The sequence below is a fragment of the Pseudomonas sp. P1.31 genome (genome assembly GCF_001269815.1).
In the GTDB taxonomy this organism is placed as follows: Bacteria; Pseudomonadota; Gammaproteobacteria; order Pseudomonadales; family Pseudomonadaceae; genus Aquipseudomonas; species Aquipseudomonas rustica.
On the sequence record NZ_LHVN01000007.1, the window covers coordinates 75,741 to 96,060 of the forward strand.

18 protein-coding genes are annotated in these 20,320 nt (G+C 58.3%); 10 read left to right on the forward strand and 8 right to left on the reverse strand.

Translation table 11 applies throughout. The features are described from left to right. Positions 1-70: 70 nt before the first annotated feature. The 5 genes from AD669_RS03605 to AD669_RS03625 form a co-directional block, all read right to left on the reverse strand. On the reverse strand, positions 71-2,881 hold the full coding sequence (locus AD669_RS03605; protein ID WP_053117008.1) for an FAD-binding and (Fe-S)-binding domain-containing protein: 2,811 nt from the start codon (positions 2,879-2,881) through the stop codon (positions 71-73). Further along, the gene (locus AD669_RS03610; protein ID WP_053117009.1) at positions 2,878-3,549 is read right to left on the reverse strand and encodes a lactate utilization protein; all 672 of its coding nucleotides are present in this window, start codon (positions 3,547-3,549) and stop codon (positions 2,878-2,880) included. The genes AD669_RS03605 and AD669_RS03610 overlap by 4 nt, the downstream gene beginning before the upstream one ends. Continuing rightward, entirely contained in the window at positions 3,549-5,003 is a 1,455-nt protein-coding gene (locus tag AD669_RS03615; RefSeq protein WP_053117010.1) for a LutB/LldF family L-lactate oxidation iron-sulfur protein, read from the reverse strand. Before AD669_RS03615 ends, AD669_RS03610 begins: the two co-directional genes overlap by 1 nt. Next, positions 5,000-5,824 (reverse strand): (Fe-S)-binding protein, encoded by an 825-nt coding sequence (locus AD669_RS03620; RefSeq protein WP_008088292.1) that lies wholly within the window; start codon positions 5,822-5,824, stop codon positions 5,000-5,002. Before AD669_RS03620 ends, AD669_RS03615 begins: the two co-directional genes overlap by 4 nt. Before the next feature lie 150 nt (positions 5,825-5,974). Next, positions 5,975-7,669, reverse strand: a complete 1,695-nt coding sequence (locus AD669_RS03625) for a lactate permease LctP family transporter (protein WP_053117011.1) — start codon at positions 7,667-7,669, stop codon at positions 5,975-5,977. A 262-nt stretch (positions 7,670-7,931) separates the two neighbouring features. Here AD669_RS03625 and AD669_RS03630 point away from each other — a divergent pair, with 262 nt between their 5' ends. Then, positions 7,932-8,699, forward strand: a complete 768-nt coding sequence (locus tag AD669_RS03630; RefSeq protein WP_053117012.1) for an FCD domain-containing protein — start codon at positions 7,932-7,934, stop codon at positions 8,697-8,699. A gap of 106 nt (positions 8,700-8,805) precedes the next feature. On the opposite strand, the gene smpB is transcribed toward AD669_RS03630, so the two are convergent. Next, the gene (smpB, locus tag AD669_RS03635; RefSeq protein WP_008088297.1) at positions 8,806-9,288 is read right to left on the reverse strand and encodes an SsrA-binding protein SmpB; all 483 of its coding nucleotides are present in this window, start codon (positions 9,286-9,288) and stop codon (positions 8,806-8,808) included. Positions 9,289-9,407: 119 nt separating this feature from the next. Here smpB and AD669_RS03640 point away from each other — a divergent pair, with 119 nt between their 5' ends. From AD669_RS03640 to AD669_RS03650, 3 genes are read left to right on the forward strand one after another with little or no spacing between them, the layout of a single operon-like run. Next, on the forward strand, positions 9,408-10,811 hold the full coding sequence (locus tag AD669_RS03640) for a sodium-dependent transporter (RefSeq protein ID WP_053117013.1): 1,404 nt from the start codon (positions 9,408-9,410) through the stop codon (positions 10,809-10,811). 7 nt (positions 10,812-10,818) lie between these two features. Beyond that, positions 10,819-11,253 (forward strand): type II toxin-antitoxin system RatA family toxin, encoded by a 435-nt coding sequence (locus tag AD669_RS03645; RefSeq protein WP_053117014.1) that lies wholly within the window; start codon positions 10,819-10,821, stop codon positions 11,251-11,253. Next, positions 11,246-11,560 (forward strand): RnfH family protein, encoded by a 315-nt coding sequence (locus AD669_RS03650; RefSeq protein WP_053117015.1) that lies wholly within the window; start codon positions 11,246-11,248, stop codon positions 11,558-11,560. Before AD669_RS03645 ends, AD669_RS03650 begins: the two co-directional genes overlap by 8 nt. Before the next feature lie 60 nt (positions 11,561-11,620). On the opposite strand, the gene AD669_RS03655 is transcribed toward AD669_RS03650, so the two are convergent. Then, positions 11,621-12,148, reverse strand: coding sequence for an outer membrane protein assembly factor BamE (locus tag AD669_RS03655; RefSeq protein WP_053117016.1), 528 nt, complete (start codon positions 12,146-12,148; stop codon positions 11,621-11,623). Positions 12,149-12,245: 97 nt separating this feature from the next. On the opposite strand from AD669_RS03655, the gene fur reads away from it, so the two are divergent. Continuing rightward, a complete protein-coding gene (gene fur, locus AD669_RS03660) occupies positions 12,246-12,650 on the forward strand; it encodes a ferric iron uptake transcriptional regulator (RefSeq protein WP_008088309.1) in 405 nt (134 codons plus the stop codon). Between the two features lie 81 nt (positions 12,651-12,731). Here fur and recN read toward each other — a convergent pair whose 3' ends face one another. Beyond that, complete coding sequence (gene recN / locus AD669_RS03665; RefSeq protein WP_053117017.1) at positions 12,732-14,405, reverse strand: DNA repair protein RecN; 1,674 nt, start codon at positions 14,403-14,405, stop codon at positions 12,732-12,734. Between the two features lie 240 nt (positions 14,406-14,645). On the opposite strand from recN, the gene grpE reads away from it, so the two are divergent. The 5 genes from grpE to AD669_RS03690 all read left to right on the forward strand — a co-directional run bounded on the left by grpE (position 14,646) and on the right by AD669_RS03690 (position 20,284). After that, positions 14,646-15,212, forward strand: coding sequence for a nucleotide exchange factor GrpE (grpE, locus tag AD669_RS03670; RefSeq protein ID WP_053117018.1), 567 nt, complete (start codon positions 14,646-14,648; stop codon positions 15,210-15,212). Positions 15,213-15,314: 102 nt separating this feature from the next. After that, on the forward strand, positions 15,315-17,231 hold the full coding sequence (dnaK, locus tag AD669_RS03675) for a molecular chaperone DnaK (protein WP_053117019.1): 1,917 nt from the start codon (positions 15,315-15,317) through the stop codon (positions 17,229-17,231). A gap of 296 nt (positions 17,232-17,527) precedes the next feature. Next, positions 17,528-18,652, forward strand: coding sequence for a molecular chaperone DnaJ (dnaJ, locus tag AD669_RS03680; protein ID WP_053117020.1), 1,125 nt, complete (start codon positions 17,528-17,530; stop codon positions 18,650-18,652). 9 nt (positions 18,653-18,661) lie between these two features. Continuing rightward, positions 18,662-19,468 (forward strand): 4-hydroxy-tetrahydrodipicolinate reductase, encoded by an 807-nt coding sequence (dapB, locus tag AD669_RS03685; protein ID WP_053117021.1) that lies wholly within the window; start codon positions 18,662-18,664, stop codon positions 19,466-19,468. 78 nt (positions 19,469-19,546) lie between these two features. Continuing rightward, entirely contained in the window at positions 19,547-20,284 is a 738-nt protein-coding gene (locus tag AD669_RS03690) for a PmeII family type II restriction endonuclease (protein ID WP_053117022.1), read from the forward strand. The last annotated feature ends 36 nt before the right edge of the window (positions 20,285-20,320 follow it).

Genomic DNA, 20,320 nt, shown 5'->3' on the forward strand with positions numbered 1-20,320 from the left:
GAAGGAACGGCCCCGAGTGTTCGGGGCCTGTTCTGTGGACTGCGGTCTTGCGCAAGGGTTCTGATTTTCTTCAGCAGGCCTTCGCCTGAGTGACTCGATCGACCAGATAAACCAGGCCGTGATAGTCGATGCCGCCGTGTTGCGTCAGGCCGATTTCGCACGTGCGGCTGGTGGAAATTCCTTCACTGCAATGCTGCACCGCGTCCTTCAAAGTGCGTAGCGAATGGCTGTTCAGCTCCGGCGTGGTGAAGCCCTTGTCGCCGGCAAAACCGCAGCAATGAATGCCTTCCGGAATCACCACGGTTTTGCTGCATTTGCGCGCCAGATCGATCAACGCCTGGCTTTCACCCAGGTGCTGGGTGCTGCAGGTCACATGCACGGCAATCGGTGCGTCTTGCGGGGTGAAATCCAGTCGATCGAGAAGATGCGTACGGATGAAGCGCACCGGGTCGTACAGATCGAGACGGGTTTCTCCTACGTCCTGCACCAGGCGCAACGTGCATGGGCTGGTGTCGCAATAAATCGGATCGAGACCGCCGCGACTGGCGTGGAGCAGGGCGCTGATCAACTCCTGACGCTTGTGTTCGGCTTGCTCGGCGTAGCCTTTTGAGGCGAAGGGCTGACCGCAGCAGAGGTTGTCATGATTGTCCGGGAAGACCACTTGGTAACCGGCCTTTTCCAGCAGGCCACGGGTTTTGTCGTAGAGCGACATCTGCTCTTTATCACCCGCCGCTGGGCCCATGACCCGCGAGACACACGCGGCCAGATACACCACACGCGGGCGTTCGTCCGACACACTCGGGTTGAAGCGAATGACTTTCTCCGGTTGCGGCATCGCATTTGTCCACAACGGCACCTGGCCTTTGGACAGGCGCGTAATCGTTGCCGAGAGTTTCGCCAGACGCGGCGCGCCGAGCATCATCCGCGCACCATTAGCGACATGCAGAGTGAAGCGTGCCCCCTGCAGAGTCTTGGCGAAATTTCCTTCAATCCAGTCAGCCGTTTTCTGATGCGTTGCGTGTCGGCCTCGGAGCTTTTTCACCAGCTCGCCGGTGTTAATGCCTACAGGACAACGTTGTGCGCACAGACCGGTGGCGGCGCAGGTTTCGATGCCTTGGTATTCGTAGGCTTGTTCCAGTTCGGTGGTGTCGACGCCGGCACGTTTTTTCGCCTGAATATCGCGCCAGATTACGATGCGCTGGCGCGGGCTCAAGGTCAGTCCTTTCGACGGGCAAACCGGTTCGCAGAAGCCGCACTCGATGCACTTATCCACAATCTCGTCGGCCGCCGGCAGCGGCTTCAGGTGCTTGAGATGGATCTGCGGATCTTCGCTGAGCACCACGTCCGGGTTGAGAATTCCTTTAGGGTCGAGCAGACGTTTCAGTTGCCACATCAGTTGATAGGCGTCGCTGCCCCATTCCAGTTCCACGAACGGCGCCATGTTGCGCCCGGTGCCGTGCTCGGCTTTCAGCGAGCCGCCGAACTCCACAGCGACCAGTTGCGCGACGTCATCCATGAACGCTTGATAGCGTGCGACTTCTTCCGGGTTGTTGAAGCCTTGAGTGAAGACAAAGTGCAGATTACCTTCCAGCGCGTGTCCGAAAAGGATCGCTTCGTCGTAGGAATGTTTGTCGAACAACTCGATCAAGCGGTTCACACCGATGGCCAGTTGTGCGACCGGGAAGGTCACGTCTTCGATGATCACCGTGGTGCCGGTTTTACGTACGGCGCCGACGGCAGGGAAGGTGTCTTTGCGAATGGCCCAGAGCTTGGCGTTCTCGGCAGGGTCTTCGGTGAAGTCGACCTGCTTCTCCACCGGGAAACCACCGAGCGACGCCATGATTTGCGCCAGTTGTTCCTGTAGGAGTGCAGAGGTCGCTGCGCGGGATTCGATCAGTAGCGCGCAGGCATTGTTCGACAGTTGTTGTACGAAAGCGGGCATGCCGGGTTTGTCTTGCACCGAGCGCAGACTGCGGCGATCAAGCAGTTCTACGGCGGACACCGGTTGGTTTTTCAGCACGGTAACCGCGTTGCAGCAGGTTTCCACATCGGGGAAGACGATCAGCGCCGAGGCCTTGTTCGGGTGATCGATTACCGTGTCGTACGTCACCGCGCTGATGAAGCCGAGCGTGCCTTCGGAGCCGACCAGCAAGTGGCTCAAGATATCCACAGGCTCATCGAAATCCACCAGGGCGTTGAGTGACAGGCCGGTGGTATTTTTCAGACGGTATTTGTGGCGGATTCGTGCAGCCAGTTCAGCATTGGCGCGGGTCTCGCGGCCCAACGTCGCCAAGCGTTCGAGCAGTTCGCCGTGGCTGGCGTGGAATGCCGCGACACTCGCCGCGTCTTCGGTATCGAGCCGTGTGCCATCGGCCAGCACCAGACGAATGCCGGCCAGCGTGTGATAGGTATTTTGCGCGGTGCCGCAGCACATGCCGCTGGCGTTGTTGGCGACGATGCCGCCGATTTTGCAGGCGTTGATCGACGCCGGATCCGGGCCGATCTTGCGTCCGAACGGCGCCAGCCACGCGTTGGCTTGCGCACCGATCACGCCCGGTTGCAGGCGGATTTGCGTACCTTGGCCACGAATCTCGCGGGCGTTCCAGTTATCCCCAAGCACAATCAACACGGAATCGCTGATTGCTTGCCCGGACAGACTGGTACCCGCCGCGCGGAAGGTCACCGGGACATGGTCACGTTGAGCCAACTTCAGCAGCGCCACGACTTCGTCTTCAGATTCAACGCGGATCACCAACTGCGGAATCAGCCGATAAAAACTCGCATCGGTGCCGAAGGCCAGCGTCGATAACGGATCATCAAAACGGCGCTCGGCCGGAATCAGTTGCTGCGCATCACGCAGGAAATTCACTGGAAGCGTCATTGGTTCTCCAGGATCAGCACCACGAGGTCTTTCGGGCCGTGGGCGCCGTAGGCAAGCACTTGTTCAATGTCGGCGGTTTTCGACGGGCCGGACACCAGCAACGCATTGGTCGGCATGCCTTGCGCCCATTCGAATTCCTGTTGAACCTGATAAAAGTTGTCGCGGATTTCGCTGGCCTTGAGCAGCGCGAAATGCACCGGTGGTACCAGACTCATCAGCCGTGGTTCTTCGCGGGTTGGCCACAGGATCAGGCTGCCGGTGGCGGCGATCGCGCCAAGGGTGCCGGTGAGGCTGGCCGGAGTGTCGTTGAACAGCTCGGCTTTCCATTCTTCCATGGGCCGGTCGTAGGATTTCAGCGTCGGCAGGTCAGGATTGTTCGCCCAGTGTTGTGTGATTTTCTGCCCGTGGGCGGTAGTCGGTGCAATCAACAGGCTCGGTAACTGACGATCGCGCAGCAATTGCGCAAGCAGTGCTGGCCACTCTTCGCCGGAGGTCATGTGGATTTCGGTGTGTACCGCTTCCATCAGTTTGCGCAGTTGCGGGATGCGTTGTTCGGCGCTGTAGGTGTAGGGCTGCGTCACCAAATCGACGTCGAAGTCGTCGGCAATCGGCGTGGCGCCGGTCAGACTTTTCCGCAGTTTGCCGAGGATATTTTGCTTGGCGCTCATCAGCGATCTCCCTGTTTGGCCAGATGCTCGCGGGCCATGTCGTGCAGTGAGCGGGCGGCGGGTTTTGGTGCGCTGTGGTTTTGTGTCCACGGGCCGACGTTGCTTGGCGTCAGCGCCCGCAGGCGCGTGGCGAAGAATCCGAATAATCGATACAAAATTGGCGAGCTGTTGAGCCTGGCCCAGGCGTTCCAGATAAAACGTTCCTTGCGCGAATACTTGCTGCCCTGACCGCGCATCACTTGATGGGGACTGTCCGGGGCTTTGACGTTTTCTTCGCGCAAGCGCCGCAGGATTGCCGGGATGGGAATTTTTACCGGGCAGACTTCACCGCAGGCACCGCACAGCGATGACGCGCTCGGATGATCCGGGACTTTTGCCAGGCCAACCATGTGCGGGGTGATGATTTTGCCGATCGGCCCCGGATAAACCTCGCCATAGGTATGACCGCCGACGCGGGTATAAACCGGGCAATGGTTCATGCAGGCGCCGCAGCGGATGCAGTTCAGGGTCTGACGCAATTCACTGTCGGCGAATGCCTGGCTGCGACCGTTGTCGAGCAGCACAAGATGCACTTCCTGCGGGCCGTCGAGTTCGTGTTCCTTGCGCGGCCCGGAGATCATGTTGACGTAGGTTGTGATCGGAATGCCCAGCGCTGAGCGGGTCAGCAGCGACAATAACGGCACCACGTCGCGCAAGTTTTCCACAACCTTTTCGATACCGGTGACGGCGATGTGCACTGGCGGCACGGTGGTGGTCATGCGGCCGTTGCCTTCGTTTTCCACCAGCAGCAGGGTGCCGGTTTCGGCCACGGCGAAGTTGACACCGGAGACGCCGATGTCCGCTTCGAAGAATTTCTGCCGCAGGACTCTGCGACCGATCTGAATGAGTTGGTCAACGTCCTTGGTGTATTCCACGCCAAGTTTGTCGTGGAACAAGGACGCGACCTGACCGGCATTCTTGTGGATCGCCGGCATAATGATGTGTGAAGGCTTCTCGTGGTCGAGCTGGACGATGTATTCCCCCATATCGGACTCCAGGCATTCAATGCCTTGAGCCTCGAGGAAATGGTTCATCTCCATCTCTTCGCTGACCATCGATTTGCCCTTGATCACTTGCCGCGCCTCGTGAGCACGGATGATCGATAAGACGATGCCATTGGCCTCGTCCACCGTTTCCGCCCAGTGCACTGTCACACCGTTGCGGGTCAGGTTTGTTTCCAGTTGCTCGAGCAGGTCGGGCAACTTGGAGAGCGCGCGGGCTCTGATCGAGTTGCCCAGAGCACGCAAGTGTTCTCTTTCGTGGGCATCGCTGAAAGCGGCTGCCCGTTTGGTCATCAATGAATCCATCGCAGTGCGGAAGTTGTTCCGCAACTGCTGATCACCCAAGGCGTTGTGGGCCCGGGTGCGGAAATCTTCTTCTACGGCGACCGTAGGAATAATCGCGGAAGTGCTCATTGCGCACCTCCGGTTCGTTGCCACAGAAAGCTGGCGAGATGTTGCCCGCGTAGCGTTTCTTTTTGTTTCTCCAATGCGCCGTTGATGTTCATCAAACAGCCACAGTCGGCGCTCAACACCTTATGCGCGCCGGAATCCTTCAGCGAGCGGGTCTTGTCAGCCACCATCGCGCCGGAAATGTCTGGCATACGGACGCTGAATGTTCCGCCGAAGCCACAGCATTCGCTTTCGTGGTCGTGGTTGACCCGTTCCACGTTGCTCAACTGCGCCAACAACTCGCGACCGTGCAGGTGGGTGTTCATTTCGCGGCGTGCCGAACACGAAGTGTGCAGCGCGACTTTGACCGGTTCGCCGCTGTCCTTGAGCTGCACCTTGCAGACGAACAGTAGAAACTCGGCCAGTTCATAGGTGCGGGCCGCGAGGGCCTGAACCTGTTTCAACGTGTCCGGCTCGTCCTTGAACAAGTCGGCGTAATGCTCGCGCAGCATGCCCGCGCAGGAACCCGACGGCACCACCACCGGATAATCGCCGGCAAACAGCGCCAGTTGCGAGCGCGCTACCGTCCGCGCCTGCTCGGTGTAACCCGAGGTGTAGGCCGGTTGGCCGCAGCAGCTCTGCCCTTGCGGATACTCGACCCGAATCCCTTCGCGCTCCAGCAAGTGGATCGCGTCCATCCCAGCTTCGGGGTAGAACAGATCAACCACGCACGTCCCGAACAGATAAACCCGCGACGGTTTCTCGCTGGGGTATTGCCGAGGTTCGGGCAGTGGCGGTGCCACGCGGGTCGCGTTCGGCACAGCGTTGTAAAAAAGCTCGCTCATCAGGCGTGTCTCCGGGTGAACCCGGTTATCCGTCCGCTGAGGCTGCTGAATATAGAGAGTGTTGCTTTCAGCAGCCTTACAGACCGGGTGGTGAATTGCTGACGCCGGCATCACCAACCGGCGTCGGTTTTTTCCATGGTTCTTGTAGGTTTAGTGCACCAGCATGCCGGTGAACCAGTAGGCCTGAGCCAGGGTGATCAGACCGACAATCGTTGCAAAGAATAGGCTGTGCTTGAGGGTGAAGCGGAACAGATCCGATTCCTTGCCGACCAAACCGGTCGCGGCGCAGGCCACGGCGATCGATTGTGGCGAGATCATTTTGCCGGTCACGCCGCCGCTGGTGTTCGCTGCGACAAGCAGGGTGTCATTGACGCCGATCTGGTGCGCGGTGGTCGCTTGCAGCGAACTGAACAGCGCGTTGGACGATGTATCGGAACCGGTGAGGAACACGCCGAGCCAGCCGAGGAACGGCGAGAAGAACGGGAACGCCGCGCCAGTGCCGGCCAGCACGAGGGCCATGGTCGAGGACATGCCGGAATAGTTAGTGACAAAGGCGAACGCCAACACCATGCCGATCGAGAGGATGGGCCAGCGCAGTTCGTAGAAAGTCTCTTTCAAAGTGGTCAGACCAGTTTTGAAATTGATCTTCAGCACCAGCATCGAGATCAGCGCCGAGAAGAAAATCGCCGTGCCGGTCGCGGAAATCGGGTCGAGTTTGAATACCGCTGGAATCGCGGTTGGCGCAGCAACGATCGGTGCGGTCTTGATCACCAGTTGATCAAGGTGCGGAATCGCAAAGTTGAACACCCAGCTGTACATCGAGCCGCCAGCGGCGAACATCGCTTTGAAAGGCTTCAGCGTCCAGATCGTTACCAGCACGGTGAGGATCAGGAATGGTGACCACGCTTTGAAAATTTCCCCGAGGCTGTAAGGCGAAGCCACGGTAGTGCGCTTCTGGCCGAAACCGCCGACGCTGGCGGTAATCGCTGCGCTGGAGGTAGCGCCTGCGATTTGTGTGCCGGCGGTGCGTTTCGGTTGCCAGACTTTGAGGAACAGGGTTAGGGAAATCAGGCTGGCCAGTGCCGAAGTGATGTCCGGCAGTTCCGGGCCAATGAAGTTGGAGGTGAAGTATTGGGTGATGGCGAAGCTCAGGCCCGCGACCAATGCAGCCGGCCAGGTTTCACGAACGCCGCGCAGGCCGTCCATCATGAACACCAGCCAGAACGGCACGAACAGCGACAGTAGCGGCAGTTGGCGACCGGTCATGGCGCCGATCTTGAACGCGTCAATTCCGGTCACTTGACCGGCAACGATGATCGGGATCCCCAGGGCGCCGAACGCAACCGGTGCGGTGTTGGCGATCAGGCACAGGCCGGCGGCGTACAGCGGGTTGAAGCCCAACCCGACAAGTAGCGCGGCGGTAATCGCCACGGGCGCGCCGAAACCGGCGGCACCTTCCAGGAACGCCCCGAAGCAGAAACCGATCAGCAGCACTTGCAGGCGCTGGTCGTCAGTAATCGATAACACCGAACTGCGAATGACCTCGAACTGACCACTTTTCACCGTCAGTTTGTAGAGGAACACCGCCGCGACAATGATCCAGGCAATCGGCCACAAACCGTAGGCGAAACCATAACCGGCGGCGGCGAAAGCCATGTCGACCGGCATCTGAAACGCGAAGATCGCCACGGCAATCGACAGGGCGAGGGTGATGCTCCCGGCCACGTGGCCCTTGAGACGGAACACCGCCAGCGCGAGGAAAAAGAACACGATGGGGATGACGGCCGCGAGTGCGGACACGCCGAGACTGCCGAGCGGGCTGTAGAGCTGTTGCCAGGTTTGCATATGGGGTGGCCCCTAATTGTTGTTGGTCAGGCACTGTCAGCGTTCTTGGTTAATTGGTAAGACCAATTTACAATCGCTGTTGGCTAGGGTAAAAGCCTTGGTATCGGTGTGTCAATTTGTCGCCCTAAAACTTTTGTCGAACGTGCAGTGCAGATCGCGTCTGATCCGCTTTGACGAAGTGGCGTCTGGTAGGTGTCGGCAAGGCGCCGATAGGCCAGAATAGAGAGCCCGGCGAGCGGTCGGGATCGTGGAGAAGTGAGTTATGGGGTTTGATCAGATACGTCAGCGCCGTTTGTCTGACGATATTGTCGAGCGACTCGAGGGGATGATCCTTGAGGGCACGCTGAAGTCCGGCGAACGGCTTCCGGCGGAGCGCACGCTGGCCGAGCAATTTGGCGTGTCGCGTCCGTCATTGCGTGAGGCGATTCAGAAGCTCGCGGCCAAAGGCTTGCTGGTCAGCCGTCAGGGCGGCGGCAATTATGTGGTGGAAAGCCTGGGCTCAACGTTCAGCGATCCGCTGCTGCATCTGCTCGAAAACAATCCTGAAGCGCAGCGCGACTTGCTCGAGTTTCGCCACACCCTGGAGGCATCGTGCGCCTATTACGCAGCATTGCGCGCGACGGACTTCGATCGTGAACGGCTGACGGCGGCGTTCGATGAGTTGCAGGATTGCTACTCGCGCCACGACGAAGTCAGTCGGGTGGAAGAAGGCGCGGCGGATGCGAAATTCCATCTGGCGATTGCTGAAGCCAGTCATAACGCGGTGTTGCTGCACACCATTCGTGGTTTGTTCGATCTGCTCAAGCGCAACGTGGTGACCAACATTGGCGGCATGTACAAGCAGCGCACGGAAACCCGCGACATGCTGATCACCCAGCATCGGGAATTGTATCTGGCGATTATTGAAGGTCGCGCGGAGCAAGCGCGGGAAGTCTCCAGCCGACACATTCTGTATGTGCAGGAAGTGCTGGAAGAGGTGCGGCAGGAGGTTCAGCGCATGGCTCGGGCGGAGCGGCGCAAGGGCATGTGATTTTTTTAAAGCAAAAGATCGCAGCCTGCGGCAGCTCCTACACAGGAATATGTATTTTCCTGTAGGAGCTGCCGAAGGCTGCGATCTTTGCCTTCAAAGGCGAAGACTAGTCTTCCTTGCCCTTGTTGCGCACAGCACGCTGCAGCTCACGACCAGCATCGCGTTCGCGCTCGGTGTCACGCTTGTCGTATTCCTTCTTACCCTTGCCCAGAGCAATCTCGCACTTGACCATGTGCTTGCTCCAGTACCAGGACAGGCAGACGCAGGCGTAACCCTTTTGCTGCACCATCGCGGCAAGCTTTTCCAGCTCGCGGCGGTTGAGCAGCAATTTGCGTGTGCGCACCGGGTCAGCGATGACGTGGGTACTTGCGGTCATCAGAGGCGTGATGTGGCTACCGAGCAGCCACGCTTCGCCATCCTTGAGCAGGACATAGCTGTCAACCAGCTGTAGCTTGCTTGCCCGCAGACTTTTTACTTCCCAGCCGGCCAGGACCAGACCAGCCTCGAACTTATGCTCGATGAAGTAATCGTGTCGCGCCTTTTTGTTCTGCGCGATGGTCCCTGTTGGGTGTTTCTTCTGTTTAGCCATAGGGGCGGCATTATATGGAGATAAACGGCCGTCGGCTACGGTGATGCTGCGTGCTTGAGCAGGTTGAGTGAATCCCGGACAATGCGGCCTCTTTTTCTAACGCTTGGGCGTGATAAACGATGTCGACAGACAAGGTTTCTGTCCACGGCAGTTGGGCTAGCCGCTGGGTATTCATACTCGCCGCGACCGGTTCGGCCGTGGGACTGGGTAGTATCTGGAAATTCCCCTACATGGTCGGGGTCTACGGCGGCGGTGCGTTTGTACTGATGTTTCTGGCGTGTATCGCCCTGATCGGCATCCCGGTCATGCTCGCTGAAACCCTGATTGGCCGCCGCGCACGGCAGAGTCCGGCGAACGCCTTGAAGGTATTGGCGCTGGAAGCCGGGCACTCGGCCAAATGGTCGTGGGGCGCGTTTGCCGGGATGATCACGGCATTGCTGATCCTGTCTTTCTATAGTGTGGTCGGCGGCTGGTCGCTGGATTACATCGTCGACATGGGTCGCGGTGACTTCCAGGGCGCGACGGCCGATCAAGTCGGTGCGTATTTCGGCAATGTCATCGCCGATCCATGGCGCCTGACACTTTGGCACACGATTTTTATGCTGCTGTCCGCCTTCGTCATCGCCAAAGGCGTGGTCGCCGGCCTGGAACGCAGCCTGCGCATCATGATGCCGTTGCTGTTTGTGATGGTGCTGGTGTTGCTCGGTTACAGCATGACCACCGGGCATTTCATGGAAGGCGTGCATTTCATGTTCGACTTCCATCCGGAAAAAGTCCTCGACGGTCTGTTGCCTGCGATGGGCCACGCGTTCTTCTCGCTGAGCGTTGGCGTCGGCTCGATCATGATCTACGGCGCGTACATGCCGAAGAACGCGTCGCTGTCCGGCACGGTGGTCGGCGTGGCGCTGCTTGATACCTTTGTCTCGCTGGTCGCCGGTCTGGCGTTGTTTCCAATTGTCTTCGCTGCCGGCCTGAACCCGAGCGAAGGCCCGGGCCTGATGTTCGTCAGCCTGCCATTTGCCTTTGGTAACGTAGCCTTCGGCCAATTGATGGGCGTGGTGTTCTTCGTGCTGGTCGCCGTCGCGGCCTGGAGCTCGGCGATTTCCCTGCTCGAGCCGATGGTGGCGTATCTGGTTGAACGCACCAAAGTCAGCCGCGCCTGGGTGACGTTCTGGTTGGCGTTCACCTGCTGGTTCGTCGGTTTGGGCACGGTGTTTTCCTTCAATATCTGGAAGGAAGCCAAATTTTTCGTGAACGAAGACGGTCTGTTCCACCTCTACCAATGGGGTGCGAAGAGCGGTCTGGACTTCTTCGGTGTGATCGATTTCTTCACCTCGCGGATCATGTTGCCGCTCGGTGGCCTGTGTTTTGTATTGTTCGCCGGATGGGTGATGGGGCGTGAAGCGGTGCGTGACGAGTTGTCGATCCGCAACCCGAAACTGTTTGCCCTGTCTCTGTTCTTGATGCGCTACGTGGCGCCAATCGGCATTGTTGTAGTGTTTGCCGCTCAGCTCTGGAAGTAACGCTTACATGACGACTCATATTCAACGCTCAGCCCTGTTGCCGTACCCGGCGCAATTCCTCTACGACCTGGTCAACGACGTAGCGCGTTACCCGGAATTTCTGCCGTGGTGCTCGGCGGCCGAGGTGCTGGAAAGCTCGCCTGAGCACATGCGTGCCAGTGTTGGCGTGGCGAAGGGCGGGCTGAGTCAGCATTTCGTCACGCGCAATACGCTGGTGCCGGGACAGTCGATCGAGATGAATCTTGAGGAAGGCCCGTTCAACCAGTTGCACGGCGTCTGGGTATTCAAGGCGTTGAACGAAAAGGCCTGCAAGATCAGCCTGGATTTATCGTTCGATTACGCCGGGCCGCTGGTGCGTGCGACGTTGGGGCCGCTGTTCAATCAGGCTGCCAACACGTTGGTGGATGCGTTCTGCCAGCGCGCCAAGCAGATACATGGTTAAGCCGGTGATCGAGATAGAAGTGGTGTATGCCGCGGTTGATCGCCAGGTTCTGGGCACGGTCAGCGTGGCAGAGGGTGCGACAGTGCGCGCAGCCGTGCTCGCTTCGGCGATTGCTGACGAGTTTCCTGAGCTGAATCTGGGGGAGTGTCCGTTGGGGATTTTCGGCAAGGTAGTGCCGAATCCCGATTCGCGGGTGATTCAGGCAGGCGAGCGCATTGAGATTTACCGCCCTCTGCTCGCTGATCCGAAGGAAGTTCGACGCTTGCGTGCAGCCAAAGCGGCTGAGGCAAAAGCCCGAAATCTTTAAGATGCCAAACGCCAGACAATAAAAAACCCGGAATTTCCGGGTTTTTTATTGCGTCGCAAATTATTGCGGCGTGGTGTCCAGCGGCTCTGGTGTCGGAACCGGAACGGTTTCCACACCATCGACGTCCTTCTGGATCTGATCCAGCAAGGAACCTGGCTTGACCGGTTTTTCCGGTGCTGGCTTCTCGGTGTTTTCAGCAGGAGCGGTCACGTTAGTGCCACTGTCCTTACCGAGAATGGCTTCGTCACGGCTGACGCCCGGCATAAAGTCACCGGACAAGCTGACAAGCTGGTCGTTGGAATTGAAGATAACGCTGACGCGTTCCTGTTGGCGTTCACCGCCACCCGGTTGCAGGCTATACAGATAATCCCAGCGATCGGCATGGAACGTGTCGGTCAGCAGGGGGTTACCCATAATAAACCGTACTTGCGGCCGGGTCATTCCCGGGCGTAACTGGTCTATCATATCCTGCGTGACGACATTGCCCTGCTGGATGTCGATTTTGTAAACCCCGGGGAATGAACAACCGGCGAGTGCGAGCAGTCCCACAAAGGTGAAACTGGTTAGCAAGAGCTTGGTGTTTTGCATCGGTGGGCGACTTCCACTATCTTGGCTGGGACAACGTAAACGCCGATCATACCCGCATTAAGAGAAGCTGCGAAGCAGCATCGCGAGAAAGCTGACCATGGTTGAAAATAGCGAACTACGCAAAGCCGGCCTCAAAGTGACCCTGCCACGGGTCAAGATCCTGCAAATGCTCGACTCTACCGAGCAGCGTCACATGAGTGCCGAGGACGTCTACAAGGCGTTGATGGAAGCTGGCGAGGACGTCGGTCTGGCCACGGTTTACCGTGTTCTGACCCAGTTCGAAGCAGCTGGCCTGGTGGTCCGTCACAACTTCGACGGCGGCCACGCGGTATTCGAACTGGCTGACGGTGGCCACCACGACCATATGGTCAACGTGGAAACCGGTGAAGTGATCGAATTCTTCGACGAAGAAATCGAAAAACTCCAGAAGTCGATCGTCGAGAAGCATGGCTTTGAGATGGTTGATCACAACCTGGTGCTGTACGTCCGCAAGAAAAAGTAAGCATGTCGCGCGAATTCAGGTTCGCGAAACGAGCGAAGGCGACCCAAGGGTCGCCTTCGTGCTTTCTATTGTTTCAAAATCTTAAACTTTCGCGGTAACCACCATTTTTTTCGCGTGAGCCAACGATTCCTTGGTCAGATCGATGCCGCCGAGCATCCGTGCGACTTCTTCTATTCGTTCGGTCTTGCTCAGCTTGGACACGGCTGTGTGGGTTGCCTCATCGCCACGCACTTTGTGCACAAACAGGTGCTGATGACCCTGCGCGGCCACCTGCGGCAAATGCGTCACCGTCAGTACCTGTCCGCGTTCACCCAAGCGACGTAGCAACTGGCCGACAATTTCCGCCGTCGGGCCACCAATGCCCACGTCCACTTCGTCGAATACCAGCGTTGGAACGCGGGATGTCTGCGCAGTGATCACCTGAATCGCCAGGCTGATCCGCGACAGCTCACCACCGGACGCCACTTTAGCAAGCGCTTTGAGCGGTTGTCCGGGGTTGGCGCTGACCAACAATTCGACCTGTTCCAACCCGTTCGGCAGCAGTTCGTCACTGCTGTTGGCGCGCAGCTCGATGGTGAATCGGCCGCCGGGCATGCCCAGACGCTGAATCTCTTGTTCCACTGCACTGGCAAGGCTGCCGGCGGCCTGATGACGCAAATCGCTCAGCTCGCGAGCCTTCTCCTGATAATGACGGGCGTAGGACGCCAGCTCCTCACCCAGACGCTCGATGGATTCATCGTTGGCATTCAGGGTTTCGATTTCATCCAGCAGCTTCTGCTGCATTTCCGCGACTTCGGTCGGCTGGATCCGGTGTTTGCGCGCTAGCGTATAAATAGCGTCGAGGCGTTCTTCCAGATATTGCAGACGTGCCGGATCGGCATCGAAGTTGTCGAGGAATCGATTGAGTTCGCCCACCGCCTCTTCAACCTGAATCTGCGCGCTGGTCAGCAAGCTGCTGGCTTCGCCCAGAGCACCGACCGAATTATTTACGCTCGACAGGCGATTGAGACTGGCGGTCAGCGCGTTCAGGACATTGCCCGAATCACTTTCGCTGCATTGCTCGACCACTTGCCGGCAAATGCCCAGCAAGGTTTCGGCGTTGGTCAGGTTTTTGTGTTCCTGCTCCAGTTGCTCCAGTTCGTTATCGCCGAGACCGAGATTTTCAAGTTCTTCGAGCTGATAGCTGAGCAGTTGATGGCGCGCGCGTTGTTCGTCACCGGAATTGGAAAGGCGCTCCAGTTCCTGACGAGTCTGGCGCCAGCGCTGGGCAGCCAGTTGAACCTGACGGGCCAGATCGGTCGCGCCGGCGTATTCGTCGAGCAAACGGCGATGGGTATCGGTTTTCAGCAGCGACTGGTGTTCATGCTGGCTGTGGATATCGATCAGCAATTCGCCAAGGGACTTGAGGTCGCCGAGCGGGCAGGGCGTGCCGTTGATGTAGCCACGCGAACGGCCTTCGCTGGTGATGACCCGACGGAGGATGCACGGGCCGTCGATGTCCAGATCGCGCTCGGCCAGCCAGGCGCTGGCCTCGGGGATGTCGACCAGATCGAACGTCGCGAGGATGTCGGCCTTGTCGGCGCCCGGGCGAACCACGCCGCTGTCGGCACGATCGCCCAGGGTCAGGCCGAGGGCGTCGAGCATGATCGACTTGCCGGCGCCGGTTTCCCCTGTGATCACGCTCATCCCGCGATCAAGTTCGAGATCGAGATGTTCAACGATGGCGTAGTTATGTACGGACAGGTGCACCAGCATAAAGGCCGCTCCCAGGCTTTAGGTCTGGTTATTTATACAGTGTTTTGTTTCGGCCTGACAATGCCCTCGCTTAGCTCGATTTGCTTGAACCGCAAAACTTCTTAGCGCATCAGGGAATGAGAATGCGGCACTTTTTTGTAGGGTTAATGCTTGAAGGCCCTTGAAGCCTGATTTTGCGGCCCCATATATCGGGACAGAAGCGCGGGTCAGGCTCGCGGAAGAAATTGAAAGGAGAATTCTATGGCTGACGAACAGACAGTAGATACGCAAAACCCAGATGCCCCTCAGGCGCCGGAAGGTTCGAGTGATGACCTGGCGACCCGTGTGCAAGTGCTCGAAGAGCAATTGGCCGCAGCGCAAGATCAATCTCTGCGCGTAGCTGCCGATCTGCAGAACGTCCGCCGCCGTGCCGAACTGGACGTCGAGAAGGCGCACAAATTCGCCCTGGAGAAATTCGCCAGCGACCTGCTGCCGATCGTCGACAGTCTGGAGCGCGGTCTCGAGTTGTCGAACCCGGACGACGAAAGCATCCGTCCGATGCGTGAAGGCATCGAGCTGACGTTGAAAATGTTCCACGACACCCTCAAGCGTTATCAGCTTGAAGCGATCGATCCGCATGGCGAACCGTTCAACGCTGTTTACCATCAGGCGATGGCTGCACAAGAAAGCGCCGACGTAGAACCGAACAGCGTTCTGAAGGTGTTTCAGAAAGGCTACCAGCTCAACGGTCGCCTGTTGCGCCCGGCCATGGTTGTGGTCAGCAAGGCGCCTGCGCCAATTTCGCCTTCGATTGACGAGAAGGCTTGAAATTAGCCGCAAGGCCCCCATTTAGAAGTCAAGCGTTTAAGTGCTACCGCAGTCAGCCACCACTGCTGCGGCATCCAAATCCAAAGTTTCGGGAGAGTTAACATGGGCAAAATTATCGGTATCGACCTGGGGACCACCAACTCCTGCGTCTCCGTGCTGGAAAACGGCAAAGCAAAAGTTATTGAAAACGCTGAAGGCGCGCGTACCACGCCGTCGATCATCGCTTACGCCAACGATGGCGAAATCCTGGTAGGTCAGTCGGCCAAGCGTCAGGCTGTGACCAACCCGCACAACACTCTGTACGCCGTTAAGCGTCTGATCGGTCGTCGTTTCGACGAAGAAGTTGTGCAGAAAGACATTCAGATGGTTCCGTACAAGATCGCCAAGGCTGACAACGGCGACGCTTGGGTTGAAGTGAACGGCCAGAAAATGGCGCCGCCACAAATCTCGGCTGAAATTCTGAAGAAGATGAAGAAGACCGCCGAAGACTACCTCGGCGAGCCAGTGACTGAAGCGGTCATTACCGTTCCGGCCTACTTCAACGACAGCCAGCGTCAGGCGACCAAAGACGCCGGCCGCATCGCGGGTCTGGACGTAAAACGTATCATCAACGAACCAACCGCAGCCGCTCTGGCTTACGGTATGGACAAGGCCAAGGGCGATCACACCGTGATCGTTTATGACCTGGGTGGCGGTACTTTCGACGTCTCCGTGATCGAAATCGCTGAAGTTGACGGCGAGCACCAGTTCGAAGTGTTGGCCACCAACGGTGACACGTTCCTGGGCGGTGAAGACTTTGACATTCGTCTGATCGACTACCTCGTCGACGAATTCAAGAAAGAAAGCGGCATGAACCTCAAAGGTGACCCGCTGGCGATGCAGCGCCTGAAAGAAGCCGCTGAGAAAGCCAAGATCGAACTGTCCTCGAGCCAGTCGACCGACGTTAACCTGCCGTACATCACTGCAGATGCGACCGGTCCGAAGCACCTGAACGTGAAAATTTCGCGTGCCAAGCTCGAAGCACTGGTTGAAGACCTGGTTCAGCGCACCATCGAACCTTGCCGCATCGCCATGAAAGACGCTGGTCTGGACGTTGGCGCGATCAACGACGTGATTCTGGTCGGTGGTCAGACCCGTATGCCGCTGGTACAGAAGCTGGTAACCGATTTCTTCGGTAAAGAAGCACGTAAAGACGTGAACCCGGACGAAGCTGTTGCCATGGGTGCTGCGATTCAGGGCGCTGTTCTGGCCGGTGACGTGAAAGACGTTCTGCTGCTCGACGTCAGCCCGCTGACCCTAGGTATCGAAACCATGGGTGGCGTGATGACCGCGCTGATCGAGAAAAACACCACGATTCCTACCAAGAAATCGCAAGTGTTCTCGACTGCCGACGACAACCAGGGCGCTGTGACCATTCACGTGCTGCAGGGTGAGCGTAAGCAAGCCACTCAGAACAAGTCCTTGGGCAAGTTCGACCTGGCGGACATTCCACCTGCACCACGTGGCGTGCCACAGATCGAAGTAACCTTCGACATCGACGCCAACGGCATCCTGCACGTCGGCGCGAAAGACAAGGCTACCGGCAAGACTCAGTCGATCGTGATCAAGGCCAACTCCGGTCTGTCCGATGACGAAATTCAGCAAATGATTCGTGATGCTGAAGTCAACGCTGAAGAAGACCGCAAGTTCGAAGAATTGGCCGCTGCCCGTAACCAGGGTGATGCACTGGTTCACTCGACTCGCAAAATGGTTGCTGACGCGGGCGACAAAGTCACCGCCGAAGAGAAGACTGCGATCGAAGCGGCTGTGGTTGCTCTGGAAGCCGCTGTCAAAGGCGACGACAAGGCTGCTATCGAAGCGAAGGTTGAAGAGTTGTCGAAAGTCTCCGCTCCGGTTGCTCAGAAGATGTACGCCGAACAGGCTCAGCCAACTGATGGCGCAGCCCCGCAAGGCGAATCGGCTGAGAAGGCTGACGACGTTGTCGATGCAGAGTTCGAAGAAGTCAAAGACCACAAGTAAGTTGTTGGTCGGCCGGTTGACTGCCTTCGGGCAGTGACTGGTAGGATGTCGCCGCGCGGGAGCTAGCTCCCGCGTTGGCGTATCTGGAATACGCGAATTTTTACAGCATGCGACAACGTTCGGATGCTGGCGGTATGGCCGGGAATGCTCCTGCTTTTCGCGCCGCAAGTACCGCAGAATCAAAGACCAGGATCGTTGAATTGACGTGAGTTGGGTCCGGGCCTGTATTGGGGCTCAACGAGTTTGGCGATCCTCAGGAGGGGTTTGCCGGACGTCCTCAAGAGTGCAGAAGACTTATGGCAAAGCGTGACTATTACGAAGTGTTGGGTGTTGAGCGTGGCTCAAGCGATGCAGACCTGAAGAAGGCCTACCGTCGTCTGGCGATGAAGCATCACCCGGACCGTAATCCCGATGACAAAGCGTCGGAAGAACTGTTCAAAGAGGCCAACGAGGCCTACGAAGTACTGTCCGATTCCAGCAAGCGTGCGGCTTACGACCAGTACGGTCATGCCGGCGTCGACCCAAGCATGGGTGGCGGCGGTGCCGGTTTTGGCGGTCAGAACTTCTCTGACATCTTTGGCGATGTCTTCAGTGATTTCTTCGGTGGCGGTCGCGGCGGTGGTCGTGGCGGCGCTCAGCGTGGCAGTGATCTGCGCTACACTTTGGAGCTGAATCTGGAAGAAGCGGTGCGCGGCACGTCGGTGAATATCCGCGTTCCGACACTGGTCAACTGCAAGCCGTGCGACGGTTCGGGTGCCAAGAAAGGCTCCTCGCCATCGACGTGCCCGACCTGCGGCGGCATCGGTCAGGTGCGCATGCAGCAAGGCTTCTTCTCGGTGCAGCAAACCTGCCCGCGCTGCCATGGTCAAGGCAAGATCATTTCCGATCCGTGCGATTCCTGCCACGGTGACGGTCGCGTTGAAGAGTACAAAACCCTGTCGGTCAAAGTACCGGCCGGCGTCGACACCGGCGACCGCATTCGTCTGTCCGGCGAAGGCGAAGCGGGTACGCAGGGCGGCCCGACGGGCGACCTGTACGTGGTCATCAACGTCCGCGAGCACGACATCTTCCAGCGTGACGGCAAGCATCTGTTCTGCGAAGTGCCGATCAGCTTCGTCGACGCAGCATTGGGCGGCGAGCTGGAAATCCCGACCCTCGACGGTCGCGTCAAACTGAAAATCCCTGAAGGCACCCAGACCGGCAAGCAGTTCCGTGTGCGTGGCAAAGGCGTTGCGCCGGTGCGTGGCGGCGGTGCAGGCGATCTGATGTGCCGCGTTGCGGTCGAAACGCCGGTGAATCTGAACCGTCGTCAGCGCGAACTGCTGGAAGAATTCCGCAGCTCGCTGGCCGACGACAACAGCCATTCACCGAAAACCACCGGTTGGTTTGACGGTGTGAAGCGTTTCTTCGGCGATCTGTAAGGAGTCGGCATGCGACGTATAGCTGTGATGGGCGCTGCTGGGCGCATGGGTAAGATTCTGGTCGAAGCCGTGCAACAGCGCGCGCCGCTGACCGGTTTGACCGCTGCCGTGGTGCGTCCGGGCAGCACGTTGATCGGCGTCGATGCCGGTGAGCTGGCTTCGCTGGGTCGTATTGGCGTGCCGCTGTCCGCTCACATCGAAGCCGTGGCTGAAGAATTCGACGTACTGATCGACTTCACTCTGCCCGAAGTGATGCTGAAAAACCTGGCGTTCTGCCGCAAGGCAGGCAAAGCCATGGTTATCGGTACCACCGGGCTGGACGCGGCGCAGAAGCAATTGCTGGCCGATGCCGGGAAAGACATCCCGATCGTGTTTGCCGCCAACTTCAGCGTCGGGGTCAACCTGTCGCTGAAATTGCTTGAGATGACCGCGCGGGTGCTGGGCGATGAGGCTGACATCGAGATCATCGAAGCTCATCACCGGCACAAGATCGACGCGCCTTCGGGTACCGCGCTGCGCATGGGCGAAGTGATTGCCGATGCGCTGGATCGAGATCTGCAGAAGGTTGCGGTCTATGGGCGTGAAGGCCACACCGGCGCGCGTGAGCGTGAAACCATCGGTTTTGCCACAGTTCGCGGCGGTGATGTGGTCGGCGATCACACCGTGCTGTTTGCCTGTGAGGGCGAGCGTCTGGAAATCACCCACAAGGCTTCCAGCCGCATGACCTTCGCCAAGGGCGCGGTGCGTGCTGCGCTATGGCTCGATGGCCGTGAGCCGGGCCTGTATGACATGCAGGATGTGCTCGATCTGAAGTAATTCGATCGTGAAAAAAACAAGGCGCGTAAAGCGCCTTTGTTTTGTCTGAAGTTTCAATTTTTGAAAGGAATGCAACGGATGCAACCATTGGATCTGGCCGATGTGGCCAAGTACGTCGAAGACAATATCGGCACGTTTCACCAGAAGCGCCTCGACAGCCTGTCGCGGTTGAAGCTCAAGAGTGTGCTCAAGCGCAAGAATCCCTACATGTTCAAAGCCAAGGACATGCAGACGGCGGAGCAGATCGTTCGCGGGATTGTTGATGCGCACGTGTCCTCTAACGAGGAAACCCTGTTCGGCGATTGGCTGGAAGGGCTGGCGATCTTCATCAATGGCAAGACCTATGGAGGCTGGAAGTCAGCGGTCGCCGGTGTTGATCTGGAGTTTGATAAAGACGGGCGCCGTCATCTGGTCGCGATCAAGTCCGGGCCGAACTGGGGCAACAGCTCGCAGATCACCCAAATGCGCACCAACTTCAAAACGGCGCAGCGGACATTGCGTACCAGCCAGTCCGGCCTGAACATCGTTGCCGTCAACGGTTGCTGCTACGGGCGTGATAACAATCCGGACAAGGGCGACTACAGCAAACTCTGCGGGCAGCGTTTCTGGGAGTTTATCTCGGGCGACCCGGATCTGTTTGTCGAGCTGATCGGGCCGCTGGGCTTTAAGGCGCACGAGCGTAATGCCCAATTCCAGGACTCGTACACGCAACTGGTCAACCAGTTCACGGAAGAATTCACCAGTGAGTTTTGCAACGCTGAGGGTGCGATCCAGTGGGATCGTCTGGTACGCCTCAACTCTTCAAGCGATGAGTGAGGCGTGAGGCTTGAGGGAGCAGACGCTCCCTCGGCG